Genomic DNA, 13,621 nt, shown 5'->3' with positions numbered 1-13,621 from the left:
AGACGGATGAATCAGGCGGAGAAAGGAAGTAAACGGATGCATATCAACAGGATAAATCACAGCCTCTGCAGCACTGTAAAGGGTGCAGAGGCTGTAGTGAAGGGGATTAGTGTGGTTGTTCTGTCTTGGCTGGCGCTTCCGAGTCCAGTTGCTCCAATTGCTTACTGATGGCTTGTGGTGAACCTGTATGACGGGCCAACACCATATAGGCCACAGGCACCACATAAATGGTCAGCAAGGTGGCTACACCCACGCCCGCAAAAATCACCATCCCTATCACCATCCGGCTTTCTGAGCCCGGACCTGTAGTAACAATCAGCGGAATAGCACTGAATACAGTGGTAAAAGCTGTCATTACAATAGGGCGTAAACGTAAGGCGGAAGCGCGTTTAATCGCCTCTTCAAACTCCACTCCGGCGTCACGCAACTGGTTGGCAAACTCAACTATTAAAATACCGTTTTTCGCCACCAGACCTATCAGCATGACTAAACCTATCTGGCTGTAAATGTTCAGCGTCATGCCTGCTAAATACAAACCGGATAAAGCACCCACTAAACCCAGAGGTACAGTCAGCATAATGACAAAAGGATGGATAAAACTTTCAAATTGAGCGGCCAATACCAGGTAGGTGATCAGCAGTGCCAAGGCAAAAACAAGTAGTGTCGACTGGCCACTTTCCTGAAACAACAAGGATTCACCTTTGTAGTCTATGCCCACAGTGCCTTCGATATTGTCTCTGACTGTGGTTTCTAAAAACTCTAAAGCTTCACCTAAGCTGTAACCTGGTGCCAGGTTGGCCGTGATAGTGATACTGCGCATTCTGTTGTAACGGTTCAGGCTGGACGTAGTCGCCGCTTCTTTTAAGGTGACTAAGTTATCCAATGGGATCAGTTGGCCCGACTGGGTTGAACGCACATACACATTGCTGATGCTGCCTGGTTGCGCAAAGTCTTTGTCTTCGCCTTCCAGTATCACATCATATTCTTTACCTCTGTCGAGGAAAGTCGTCACCCTGCGCCCGCCCAGCATAGCTTCCAGTGCCTGACCTACAGCGCCAACTGAGATACCTAAATCAGCAGCCCGCTCGCTGTTTATTTCGACCAGAACCTGAGGTACTGTTTCTTTGTAGTCATGATCCAGCATTTGCAAATTGGGGTTTTGCGCCGCTTTCGCCAGCACTATATCGCGCCACTCTACGAGTTCCTGATAGGTATTGCCCTGAATGACAAACTGCACCGGACGACCACCACCACGACCGCCACCTAAACCGCTGCGCATAAAGGTAAAAGCTCTGACATCTGGTAATTCGTTGAGCTTACCACTGACTTCCTGCATCAACTCTGAGGTCCGTCTTTTACCGTTGGTCCAGTTTTCTGTGCCGATGATGGCAATGCCACCTGAATTACCCCAGCCTGGTACCCTGATCAATAAGCGGTTAAACTCACCTTCTTCATAGTAGGGCATCAGGATATCTTCAATCAGCCGCATATTACGGCTGTTATTGCCGTAACTTGCGCCTTCAGCACCACTCATATTGACAAAAAAGGTCCCTCTGTCTTCTTGTGGTGCCAGTTCAGAAGGAATAAGTTTCAGCAGCAGCAGAGTTGCAACAAAACTCAGCACTAACACGGCAAGTGTAGGCCAGCGATAACTCATCACGCCATTGAGCTGATTACGATAACCTGTTTCCAGCTTCACAAAGCCCTTGTGCATCGCAGCGCTGAATCGGGATTCACGCTTTTTGTGCGTCAGTAATTTACTGGCCAGCATAGGAGAAAGCGTCAGGGCTGTAATACCTGAGAAAACCACAGCTGCAGCTACTGCTAAGGCAAACTCAGTAAAAAGCTTGCCCAGTTCACCCTGCATAAACACCAGTGGCACAAAGACTGAAATCAGCACCAGCGTTGTGGCCACCACCGCAAAACCTACTTCACGGGCTCCACGGTACGAGGCTAAAAGCGGATGTTCGCCTTCTTCAATACGACGGTAGATGTTTTCCAGAACCACTATGGAGTCATCCACCACTAAACCTATCGCCAGCACCATCGCCAGCAAGGTTAATAAGTTGATAGAAAAATCGAGCGCGTAAAGCACAGTCACAGCGGCAACTAAGGCCACAGGCACAGTCACAGCCGGAATAAAAGTCGCACGTAAATTCCCAAGAAACAGGAAGATCACCAGCACCACCATACCCATGGCAATACCTAAAGTGTTGTACACCTCTTTGATCGATTCAGCGATAAACAAGGACGAATCGTAGCCGGGTTCGATCGTAGTGCCTGCAGGTAAAATAGCTTTTACTTTTTCCATTTCAGCCCGGGCATTTTTCACTACATCCAGCGTATTGGCTTTGGACTGCTTGATAATGCCGATACCCAACAGGTTTTTACCGTCACCACGGAATTCGTTTTCTTCATCTTCCGAACTTAAAATCACCTGAGCGACTTCGCCCAAACGCACCAGATAATTATCTTCACCACGTTTAATGGCTAAACGGTTAAAGTCCTGCTGGGTTTTATAAGTTCGTACTACCCGGACTGTAAAATTGCGGTCTTCAGATTTAATATTGCCGGCAGGCAGTTCGACGTTTTCAGCACGCAGCACAGTTTCAATATCCTGCACTGTGACACCACGGGCGGCCATTGCATCTTTATCCAGCCACAAACGCATGGCGTAGCGGCGTTCGCCACCAATTTGAATTCGGGCCACTCCATCGACCACTGAAAAACGCTCCACAATATAGCGGTCAGCGTAATCCGATAATTCAAGGTTGGTCATGGTTTCGCTGTTCAGCACAAACCAGGCAATAGTGTCGTCATCGCCGTCAGCTTTAAATACTTCAGGCGGGAAGGCCTGATCCGGCAGATTGTCCAGAATACGGGATACCCGTTCGCGTACATCGTTGGCAGCTGCGTCTATGTCACGATCCACATTAAATTCGATGGTGACATTAGAGCGGCCATCACGGCTGTTAGAGTTAATGTTTTTGATACCCTCAATACCTGAGATCCTGTCTTCAATAGGCTGAGTGATTTTGGTCTCAACAATCTCAGCGGAAGCACCAGGGTAGTCGGTACTGACTGTGACTATAGGCGCATCAATATCCGGGAATTCACGCAGTGGCAGCATAGTGAAACAGACAATACCGAAGATCAGTAAAATCAGATTCACTACAGTGGCAAAAACCGGTCTTTTGACCGAAACATCGGAAAGCCACATGCTTATTGCCCCACTTTAGTGATCAGTGAGCCAGAGCGGATTTTGGTGGTGCCTTCAATCACCACTTCATCGCCAGCATTCAGACCAGAGACTATCTCCACCAGACCCGGCATCCGCTGGCCTAACTGAACTTCGGTTTGTGTCACGCTGTTGTCTTTGTTCACTACAAACACATAATGTTTGTTTTGTAACGGTACTATGGCCTTTTCAGAGATTTGCAGCGCCTGCAGTTCATCCAGGGTTACACTGACATTCAGTAACATACCGGGACGCAACTCTAATTGATCGTTAGGCACTAAAGCATGCACTTTCACAGAGCGGGTAACAGGGTCTAAACGGGTATCAATGGCCTTGATCTGACCGGTAAATACTTTACCGGGATAGGCCACACTACTGGAGTTAACGGTCATACCTGGCTTTAACTGGGCCAGGTAATATTCGGCAATGCTGAATTCCAGACGGATCAGATTTAAATCGTCCAGCGTGGTCAGCACAGTGCCAGAGGTTAAGTACGCGCCTTCACTGACCTGGCGTAAACCCAACACACCGCTAAAAGGGGCGCGGATTGTCATTTCATTTAAACGGGCTTTTACCGCATCGAGCTGAGCCTGGGTGATGTTTACTCTGGTTTGTTGTTCGTCCAGTAAAGACTGAGCCGTAGCCTGAGTTTTAGCCAGATTTTTCACCCTGTTTAACTGACGTTTTTGATCAAGCAGAGAGGCCGACAGTTCAGCAACACGGGCACGTTCTTCCACATCGTTTAACTGTGCAATCAGCTGACCCTTTTCAACCCTCTGACCTTCATTAATATGCAGGCCTGTCAGGTAATCACTGTTATTTGTCACAATTTGTACTGACTCATTCGCAAGAGCAGTACCAAGGCTGGTCACCTGACGCACTAAAGAAGAAGGACTGACAATTTGGGTATTGACTAAAGTGGCTGAAGCTTTTGCCTTTTGCTCTTCTTCAGGTGATTGATTTTGAAGAAAAAGGTAGACAACAAATGCGGACATTCCTATCAATAAAACCCATATCAGGCGCGAATTTTTTTGCGTCACGGTAACTCCAGTCTGGTACTCTTTGAATAATGGGCTTTATTGTAGGGAATATTAGCCAATACAGTGTACTGGTTATCGCAATGACTCAGGTGTTGGTCGTATCGGAGGAGTGAATGTCGGAACATAAGTGTGAGTTTTGCCACAATATGCGTTTCTATCTGGTCTGGGTGCTGCTGATGATTGTTTTTTACTTCTGGTATATGGACTAATGGACAAATTGCAGTACAGAGCAGCTACAGCCCGGGGCGGAGTGAAAACCCTGTTGCTCAGCAGTATAGCGCTGCTGTTGTGGTTGTTGTTATTGCTGCTGATCCCCGGAGTGTTGCACAGCACTGCCTGGGTGTTATTGCTGATATGTTGTTTGTTGGGGCTCTTTGCTGGTTATGCCAAACTGACAGAACCTTTGTATGTAATTGAGCTGGACCAGCAAGGTTTTGCTTACGTGCATCATAAAGGCCGCTGGTTTATTCCCTGGCAGGGGTTCTCTTTTATCTCAATTCCTGAAGTCGCAGGTGAAGAATTAGCTTACATAGGCGTTAAACTGCGGGACTACGATGAGTTCTTGTTGCAACTTCAGCCCCGCTTAGCTGTTAATCTGATGGTGGAGCAGCGTCACCTGCTTATTGCTGCCTTAGGACGCAATTGTCCGACAGGGACTTGCCCTTCTGATCTGCTGATTGAAGTGGGAGAATTCAGCACTGCAACACGCAGCTACAAAGGCGCTATTGCAATGTTTGCCCGACGCATGCAATTATTGCGGCAATTAACTGGTTTTGATCTCTTTATTCCAATAAGTTCTATAGGCACAGAACCTGCTGATTTTTGCCGCAAAGTGAATCAAATCCGGTTACAATGTTTAAACAATACAGTCACCTAGACACTTGATGTGCGTCTGTATCATAATGACGCTATAAAATAAAATTAAAAACGGTATTACAGTTATGAATAATTACGAAAAAGCATTTTTAGTCAGTGGACGTAACACCTTGATCCACAAGCAGAAAAAAGTGGATTTAGTTATTGTTAATGATACTGGTGATCCGGTGATCGTGGCAACGCGCCATGGTGTCAAAATATTTACCGAAGAAGTTCCTTCCAGTAAAGTGGATGCCAAGGCTCGTTATCTGGAGTTGGTGGATATCGCCAGTTCGGACGTCTTCAGCGAAAACAAAACCTTGTTATTTGTGCAGGCGCTGAATAATAAAGAGTACAAAGTGGATTATAGTAAAGCGGGAACTGATTTATTTATCCGTATCCACCAAGAGAACTATATTTAATTAGTTATTAGGCACAAATCCTGCTCCCGGGTAAATACAGTCCTTTTGCCTGATGAATTTGTTTTAGTGGCGGCTTGCTTTAAAAGTGGTAATTGCTTGTGACAGTAAATGTGTTAGCGTGTCAGTTCAGCCTCAAAGACGACTTAGTCTTTATTCACATGCCCGTTACTCAGACGAATCTGACTGCTGACCTGTTAAAAGAGCAATTGCAACAAGCGGGTTACGGCCGTTGTTTGTTGTTGCCGGACCAGGTCAAAAATCTGTTGCTGGAGTACCAGCAAATTCAGCAAAAAATCAAACAAAAGCTGCAGGCCGAAGGTCATGTATTAAAATACAAAGTCGCTGAACGTATTCACGCTCAATTAAAAGTTGAAATCAGCAGTGACGCTATGCTGGCGGTCGCCGAAATCACGGCTGCTTATGGTGGCAATCCTGTCTCAGCCAACGAGGCGGTGAAAGCCGGACAAGAAGCAGGGATAGTCTTTGGTTTTAAAAAAGAACAAATTCTGCAGTTAGTAGCGCAGGCCAGCAGGGCCGAACCAGGCAGTAAAATCAGTGCAGAGATAGCCGCAGGCAAGCTGCCGACTCCGGGCCGTGATTCTGTGTTTGAGCTGCTGATCCGCGATATGTCCAATCGTAATAAACAGCCTGTTGCCCGTTCTGAAGGCAAGGTTGATTTACGTGACTTTGGTGCTATTGCCTCGGTAAAAGCCGGCGAAGCTCTGATGCGTCGCCTGCCGCCAACCAAAGGCAAAGAAGGCATGACTGTGACAGGAACCCGTTTGTCCGCACTGGACGGCCAGCAATTACCATGGGGTGCAGCTGAAGGTTCTGCTGTGTCCGCTGATAATCCTGATCTGTTAGTGGCCAGCCGTGATGGTATGCCACGTTTATTAGAAGCTGCTGTTGCAGTGGACGAAGTATTTGTCATTAATAAAGTGGATGCTGGCTCTGGCCATATTATTTTTAAAGGTGCAGTGGTCGTGAACGGCGATGTGGCTGAGGCCATGAAAGTCATAGCGGGCGGCAATGTGTTTGTCAAAGGTATCTTTGAAGGGGAGCTGATCGAATCCGGTGGTGATATCACCATAGGGGGAGCCATTATTGGTCATCAGGTCAGCGAAGTAGGTGAAGATACAGTGCTCAGTACAGTGGTTCGCGCTAAAGGCAATGTACAGTGCACTTTGGCGCAATACGCCAGCATCAAATGCGAAAACCGTCTTACTGTGGCAAAACAATTGCTGCATTGTCAGGTTGAAGCCGATTCGGTATTGGCAGGCACTGAAGAAAAAGCCAATGGCAAAATTGTCGGTGGCCGTTACTACCTTGGCAATGGTTTACGTTGTGGCAATCTTGGTGCTCCCTCTGGCAGCTTATTGCAAATCACGCTGAACAAGCAGATGGACCCTTTGATTGAAAAACAGAATGTGTTACGCGCCAGTTTAGTTGGCTTAAAAGCTGAAATGGAATTGGTGAAACAACATGTAGACCAGCTCAAGCAAATGGAAAAATCTCCGGCAGTGCAAGAACAAATGGCTGCTATGGTGGAGGAGTTTGAAGAGCACCGCAGTATAGCTTCGGCTTTTATTGCCGACATTAAACAGCTGGAAGAACAAAGACGGCAGTTATTGTTGTCGGTGTGCATTGAAGTGACGCAGCAACTTTTTGCCGGAGTGGAAAGCAGTTTTGGCAATGAAGTATTAAAAACTAAAAAAGAGTACGGTGCTTCCCGCATTCGTTTATCTGAACAAGGTGTGGTAGTCGAACCTCTGTAACAGCCATCTCCTGATAACAGGCCAGTATTTTCTGCAAAACTGGCCTGTTTTTTGCTTTATTTTCCCTGAATTACTTCTGACGTCAATTTTTTGTTGCGACGGGCGCTGACTGGCAGTGTCATCGCTGCATCTGGTGGAATAAAGGCAATGACCCAAATACAACGATGGTTTATTTTACTTTTGCTAAGCACTGCTTTGCTTGGATGTGGCGGCGGAGGTGGAAGCGATTCTGATACAGGTGGTTCTGCCGCCAGTGTCAATGCCGGGATAGATCAAAGTGTTGATGAGACAAACAGTTTTACGCTGAATGCTTTGGGTGATCCAACTGGCGGTACTTTTGCCTGGCGTCAGTTGTCAGGTATCAGCATCACAGGTATGCCCGCAAGTACCGCCTCTGTCACTTTGACCGCGCCAGCAGTCAAAGCCGACAGCGTTTTGGTGTTTCAGGTGACTTATACGACGCCCGCAGGGCAAAACTTAACAGATGAAACCCAGGTACGGGTGCTTGCTAAAAATCAACCTCCAGTTGCTGTGCTGCAAATTACCCAACCCTCCATACTGCCTGTTGCTCAGGGTTTAACTGCGACAGTGAGTGCCGCTTCCTCTTATGATTTAGACGCCGATGGCCGCATTGTCAGTTACGCCTGGACTCAAACCTCTGGCCCACAGGTGGTGTTGACAGGGATCAATACCGTGAATGTCAGTTTTGTAGCCCCACTGGTTGCCACTCAACAGAACATAGCGTTGGCGCTGACTATTACCGATGATGAAGGTGCTACAGGGCAGGGCAGCATTACAGTGCCTGTTCGTGCCAGCACACAACAAATTATTGCCGATGCAGGCCCGGATCAGCAGGTTCGTGAGTTTGCTGAAGTGTTTTTAGATGGCAGTGGTTCTCGTACTGTCGGCGGAGATTTCAGCTGTCGCTGGAACCAGTTAAAAGGCCAGACACTGGTGCTGAAAAATCCGGGCTCTTGCCAGGCCTCTTTTATTGCGCCCGATATTTCGGGTACCAGCCAACTGGAACTGCAACTGACAGTCACAGACCGCAACAATCAAAATGCCACCGACACTGTACTGGTGACCGTCAGTAATGCGGTTTTGGGAGATTTACCTGATACAGGAGTGATTGATTGTTACGACAACTCCGGCGAGATCCCTTGTGGCAGTGATGCATTTCCGCGTCAGGATGCTGATGGCGGCAGGGACAGTGTAGTGCAGTACCTGCGCAAAATTGGTAAAGGTGAAAAGGCTTTTGACTTCACCAAGCTGGATCAATTTGGTGACGAAGTACCAGATTCCTCAAATGAATTCTCCTGCATCAGAGACAATGTGACAGGCCTTATCTGGGAGCTGAAAGAGCCGGTTATATCAGCTCCGCCTGCAAGTACGCTGCGTGCGGCCAATAACAGATATAGTTTTGTTAATGCAGACCCGGGCAATGGCGGTGAAAGCGGTGAAGCTGCAGCTGCTTTAAGCAGCTGCCCCAGTGCAACAGATTGTGGTTTAGGTGCCTATATTGAAGAGGTGAACGCGACAGTGTACTGCGGCGGTGCCAACTGGCGTTTGCCAACCACCGAAGAGTTGATGTCTATTGCTGATTTTGGCCGTCTGGGGGAGGCGCATTTGCTGGACCCTGCGTTTTTCCGTTTTGAACCCGACTTCGCTATCCAGAATAATTTGTTCTACTGGACCAGACAAACCAGCGCTGAAGGCGGTGGTGGCATTAGTGCATGGGTGTTTGATATCAGCAACGGCAATGACAATACCTTGCCAAAGCAGCAAACTCAGTTAGGTTTTGTGCGTTTGGTGCGTTCGCCATAAGGGGTCTTTATGTCTAAATATCTAATGTTAGTACTGATGATGGCTTTACCCGCTCAGGCCGCTCAGGTTTGTTTTGGTAACATCACAACCACCAAAGCTTTGAGTAGTTTTCAACTGAACACAGATGGTACTGTGCTGGACACCACCACTAAGCTGATGTGGTCACGTTGCCTTGTGGGTCAAAGCTGGGACAGTTCCAGCCGCAGCTGTACTGGCACAGCACAGCAACTGGATTGGTCTGAGGCCTTGCTGGATGCACAGCGCAGTACTCTGGCAGGTTACGGCACCTGGCGTTTACCTAATGCCAAAGAAGTGCTGACCCTGATTGAACGCAGCTGTGTCGACCCTGCTATAAATCTGACTGCATTTCCTGCCAGCAATAGTGAAAACATCTGGACCAGTACCACTATGATCACTCAGCCAGAGCGGGCATGGGCCATTGCCATGTACAGTGGAAAAAATAACACCAAAGAAAAAATAACCCGTTTGTACGTGCGTTTAGTACGTTTCAGCGACGAATAGATGGTTTTGTCGGGTGGGCTTTTCGATGAAAGACCACCCTAATGCGTTACTTCCTGATGATCTGCCGGTACTTTTCACCTAAGCTAGCCTCACTTGCCTTGAGCATTGTCCCGAATGAGAGTTGATATCTTGCGTTTTATTCTGATCCTGTTACTTATGTTCTGCAGTTGGCCGGGCTTTTCAAACGAGTGCAATATGGCATTCCGTCACGGTATTCTGATTTCCCCAGAGCAAATTCGTATTCAGACCAGCAACCGTACTGTGTTTCAGATTAATCATGATCAGGACTTATTTATCCGGGGGGAGTGGATCACCTTAAACCCTGCAGAACAAGAACTGGTGCGACAATATGCCCAGGGCCTGCGTAAGTTTGTACCAGAGCTGGTCAGCATAGCTGTAGATAGCGTGGAGCTGGGTTTAACTGCTATTGAAAATATGCTGGCAGGTATTGGCAACAGTTCGCAGCAGCAGGAATGGCAAGCTTTAATCCGCGAAACAACCTATCAGTTGACCTCACGTTTTGTCCGAAGTGGAGACCACTTTTATCTGGCCCCCCAAAGCCTGAATGAACTGGACGCCTTTTTACATGGCGAATTAAAGACGCAGCTCAAAGATCTCGCCAAATACACTGTAGGCGCGGTCTGGGATGCGCTGCGTGATGCTCTGCGCCAGAGTGAAGACAACTTTGAACGCACTGAAAGCCAAAACTGGCAGCCAGCCGATGAACTACTGGCAAAAATTAACTCAGGGCTGGAGTTAAAAGCTGACGAACTGGAGCAGAAATCTGTATTGTTTTGTCAGCGCCTGACTGAGCTTGATCAGATTGAAACCCAGTTACAACAGCGTGTGCCGCAACTGCTGGCCTACGATGTTGTCACAATGAAGTAAGCTGTTTTAACCCCCATCTGCTCTAAAAGTATCTCAATCAAAGGCTGCTCTATGAAACACTGGTTATTTTTAGCAACCGCCATAGTGGCTGAAACCATAGCGACTTCATCTCTTAAGGCCAGTGAAGGTTTTACCAAATTCTGGCCTTCAGTACTGGTAGTAGTGGGTTTTGCTGTGGCCTTTTATTTCCTGTCACTCACCTTAAAAGTTATTCCTATAGGCATAGCCTATGCGGTCTGGTCCGGTGTTGGCATAGTGCTGATCACTGGCATAGCCTGGTTTTTATTCGGCCAGAAACTCGACCTTCCGGCCTTAATTGGCATAACACTGATTATCGCCGGGGTAGTGATTATGCAGGTGTTTTCTAAAGCTGTGAGTCATTAACAGCTGACGGTAGCAGGTCTTTATTTGAGCAATTTCAGCATAACCTGTTGAAATAGTGTTCTATCGACGCTAATTTGGGTTCAGCAAACTTTATCAAAAAAACAAGCCGTTTCACTTATTTGTCAGCAAACAGCACAGAGCAGGACGCCAAAATTTTCTGGGGACCTTGTGCTAAATCAGGATAAAAAAAGCGCTCCGCTTCTTGAGGATTAATTATGGCATTGATTACATTAATCTATGTAAGCTCAGCAGTCAGATCGGTTACCTCTTCAGATATACAAGATATTTTAAAACAGAGTCGTGAAGCCAACGGGAAAAAAGGCATTACGGGATTGCTGCTTTTTAAAGACGGAAACTTTATGCAGGTGCTGGAAGGTGATGCGGAGCTAGTGGATGCATTGCATCAAAAAATATCAAATGACCCAAGACACGGTGGAATAATTACTTTATTCAGAGAGCCGATACTGCAACGCAGTTTTAGTGACTGGAAAATGGGGTTTAAAGATATTGGTCATCTTACGGAAGACGAAAAAGCCGGGCACAGTAACTATCTGGATCGGCCCTTAAACGATGCTGTGTATATGTCCAATCCGAATGAGGCCTTTATTCTTTTACAAGCGTTTAAAAATACGGTTCGTTAGTAGTGCACTGTTTGTTCTATGAGCATAAAAAGAGCTGACAGTAGCAAGGCTACTGACGGATGATAAAGTCATTTATCTTGTGTGCTACATCTGAAAAAGGGAGTTTACTATATGGGTAGTTCTAGTGTTGTTGCTTTGTTAGGTTTTGTCTCATGGACGCTGTTTTTACTTATCCTTATGGAAGTGATGCGGGTGTGGTGGGTGGTCGCGAAAAAGTTTCCAGCCAACGAGTTTAAGCCTGATAACGCCAACATTTCGCCATTTTTGCAAAGGCTGACACGAGCTCACGCGAATTGTCTTGAGGGTTTTCCGATTTTCGCAGCTTTGTTGATCATCGCGTTAATCACGGGGCAGACTGCGGTCACGGATCCTCTGGCTTATTTATTTTTAGCCGCCCGCATAGTTCAGTCTTTAGCTCATCTTCTCTCGCTTAGTGTGATAGCTGTGAATGTTCGATTTACGTTTTTCTTCGTGCAATTGGTCATAGGCGTTTACTGGTTGTTTGAATTAATTTCAGTGTTTATACAATAAAGGGCAGTGGATAAGCCGCGCCATGTCTGAGTAGCCTAAACAAGCCAGAGGTAAAAATTACCTGTCCTGGCATAAAAGCATGAAATTAGTTCCGCTGCCAATACTGCCTGATGGTCGTGCTTAGGATAGCCCCCCGCACATTGCTTAATTCATTTATAAAACAAATTCAATAGCTTAAGTCTTAATCGGAGCTTTCTTTATCCCTGAATAATAGTCTGGCCTGTTCCCTGCAACTCTTTTATTGTCCTGTTGCCCGGACGAGTTCGCCCCCGGTTGCCACTACTGGCTACCCTTTATTTTTTCTTATCAAGGAGAACCTTTTTATGGCACAGTTAAATACCCCTCAGATCAACCATGCATCCGATATTATCCAGGTATTAAACAGCGGTATTGAATTTTACAGCGAAGCGAAAGAACAAGTTCGTGATCCACGACTGGCACAGTTCTTTGATCGCATGCTCAGTGCACGTCGGTCGGTGAAAGAACGTTTGCAACCCTTTGCCGTACTGGAAGAGGGTAAACGTGAAGAAGGCTCAGCTTTTTCTGTTGAAGTCCGAAAAGTGTATACCAAAGTAATAGGCGTTTTATCTTCTGATACGGAACATACCTATATCAGCCAGTTAGAAGCAGTTGAAGATAAAACGCTGGAAGAGTTACGTATTGCGCTAAAAGATAACCAGCCGCCGCAGTATGAAGCTGCACTGCTGCAATCTATGGCAACCATGCAGGACTGCCATGATGAAATGCGGGCGCTGAAACTAAGTGATAAGCACTAAGCCGCAGGCTGACTGCCGTCTTCTGTTCGTCAGCTAAATTACAGCTGCATCGGTCACTTCCTGGCTGATGCAGCTATTTTATTTGTGGAACAGAGCCTATGTTTGGCTGAGCTCCTGACTCCGCTTCTTCATCATTCCCTGTTATATTTTGCCAGAAAATAGCAGTCTTCCACTCATCCATGTAGAATGCGCAGTGAAAAGCTTATTCAGCTTTTACTTGTGTGGATCTGTAGGAATTTTGATGAAAAAGACAATAGCTTTAACCCACCCTAAACTGCAACCTGCTCGTTTGGTGGACTCCATTAAATATGATATTAAAAAGTATCTGAACAGAGAGCGTCGCAAAACTCTGCCTGCAGGTATGGACTACTGGACTTTCGATTGCCGCTTTGGTGCGTCAGTGGATGTTGCAGAAAAGATTTTTACTTCTGAAATCAATAAACATATCGATGCTGCCGCGGCGCAAGAACTGGCCAGCTTTTATGTGGAAATTCTCGCCAGAGCCTGTAAACATCAGCCGCGCGACACAGCCTTTGATGCTGACGAAGGTTAATAGTCAGGATGCTTGTCGCAGCAGATAAGCATTTCACTTATTAACTGAAAGTAGCCCTTACCAGGCATCTATAAATAACAGCAGTACTGCGTAAAATTCATTCAATGACAAAGAATTGTCTCTTCTACCGCTAAAATACTGTATATTCTGCGCTCATTTTTTTACTGTAGCT

13 protein-coding genes are annotated in these 13,621 nt (G+C 46.6%); 11 read left to right on the top strand and 2 right to left on the bottom strand.

Annotation, left to right across the window (positions count from 1 at the left end; all coding sequences use genetic code 11):
* Window positions 1-106 precede the first annotated feature (106 nt).
* Window positions 107-3,220: an efflux RND transporter permease subunit gene (locus J2W69_RS10640; protein ID WP_310277943.1), complete on the bottom strand. Its 3,114-nt coding sequence runs from the start codon at window positions 3,218-3,220 to the stop codon at window positions 107-109.
* A 2-nt stretch (window positions 3,221-3,222) separates the two neighbouring features.
* Complete coding sequence (locus J2W69_RS10635) at window positions 3,223-4,233, bottom strand: efflux RND transporter periplasmic adaptor subunit (protein WP_310277940.1); 1,011 nt, start codon at window positions 4,231-4,233, stop codon at window positions 3,223-3,225.
* A 253-nt stretch (window positions 4,234-4,486) separates the two neighbouring features.
* Between J2W69_RS10635 and J2W69_RS10630 the strand changes: the two genes are divergently transcribed.
* The 11 genes from J2W69_RS10630 (at window position 4,487) to J2W69_RS10580 (ending at window position 13,449) form a co-directional block, all read left to right on the top strand.
* Window positions 4,487-5,155 carry a DUF2982 domain-containing protein gene (locus J2W69_RS10630; RefSeq protein ID WP_310277937.1) on the top strand — a complete coding sequence of 223 codons (669 nt, stop codon included), beginning with the start codon at window positions 4,487-4,489 and terminating at the stop codon, window positions 5,153-5,155.
* A 64-nt stretch (window positions 5,156-5,219) separates the two neighbouring features.
* On the top strand, window positions 5,220-5,555 hold the full coding sequence (locus tag J2W69_RS10625; RefSeq protein WP_233078328.1) for a hypothetical protein: 336 nt from the start codon (window positions 5,220-5,222) through the stop codon (window positions 5,553-5,555).
* Window positions 5,556-5,653: 98 nt separating this feature from the next.
* Window positions 5,654-7,330: a DUF342 domain-containing protein gene (locus J2W69_RS10620; RefSeq protein WP_310277933.1), complete on the top strand. Its 1,677-nt coding sequence runs from the start codon at window positions 5,654-5,656 to the stop codon at window positions 7,328-7,330.
* A gap of 147 nt (window positions 7,331-7,477) precedes the next feature.
* Window positions 7,478-9,154, top strand: coding sequence for an Lcl C-terminal domain-containing protein (locus tag J2W69_RS10615; RefSeq protein ID WP_310277929.1), 1,677 nt, complete (start codon window positions 7,478-7,480; stop codon window positions 9,152-9,154).
* A 9-nt stretch (window positions 9,155-9,163) separates the two neighbouring features.
* Window positions 9,164-9,676 carry an Lcl C-terminal domain-containing protein gene (locus J2W69_RS10610; protein WP_310277926.1) on the top strand — a complete coding sequence of 171 codons (513 nt, stop codon included), beginning with the start codon at window positions 9,164-9,166 and terminating at the stop codon, window positions 9,674-9,676.
* Window positions 9,677-9,871: 195 nt separating this feature from the next.
* Window positions 9,872-10,564: a DUF2884 family protein gene (locus J2W69_RS10605; protein WP_310277923.1), complete on the top strand. Its 693-nt coding sequence runs from the start codon at window positions 9,872-9,874 to the stop codon at window positions 10,562-10,564.
* 51 nt (window positions 10,565-10,615) lie between these two features.
* Complete coding sequence (locus J2W69_RS10600; protein WP_310277920.1) at window positions 10,616-10,948, top strand: DMT family transporter; 333 nt, start codon at window positions 10,616-10,618, stop codon at window positions 10,946-10,948.
* A 215-nt stretch (window positions 10,949-11,163) separates the two neighbouring features.
* Window positions 11,164-11,589, top strand: coding sequence for a BLUF domain-containing protein (locus tag J2W69_RS10595; RefSeq protein ID WP_310277917.1), 426 nt, complete (start codon window positions 11,164-11,166; stop codon window positions 11,587-11,589).
* 111 nt (window positions 11,590-11,700) lie between these two features.
* A complete protein-coding gene (locus J2W69_RS10590) occupies window positions 11,701-12,120 on the top strand; it encodes an MAPEG family protein (protein WP_310277916.1) in 420 nt (139 codons plus the stop codon).
* Between the two features lie 323 nt (window positions 12,121-12,443).
* Window positions 12,444-12,896, top strand: a complete 453-nt coding sequence (locus J2W69_RS10585) for a PA2169 family four-helix-bundle protein (RefSeq protein ID WP_310277914.1) — start codon at window positions 12,444-12,446, stop codon at window positions 12,894-12,896.
* A gap of 241 nt (window positions 12,897-13,137) precedes the next feature.
* Window positions 13,138-13,449 (top strand): DUF6172 family protein, encoded by a 312-nt coding sequence (locus J2W69_RS10580; RefSeq protein WP_310277910.1) that lies wholly within the window; start codon window positions 13,138-13,140, stop codon window positions 13,447-13,449.
* Window positions 13,450-13,621 lie beyond the last annotated feature (172 nt).

It is taken from the genome of Rheinheimera soli (assembly GCF_031457405.1).
Taxonomy (GTDB): Bacteria; Pseudomonadota; Gammaproteobacteria; order Enterobacterales; family Alteromonadaceae; genus Pararheinheimera; species Pararheinheimera soli_A.
This window is presented reverse-complemented; position numbering and strand designations above follow the sequence as displayed.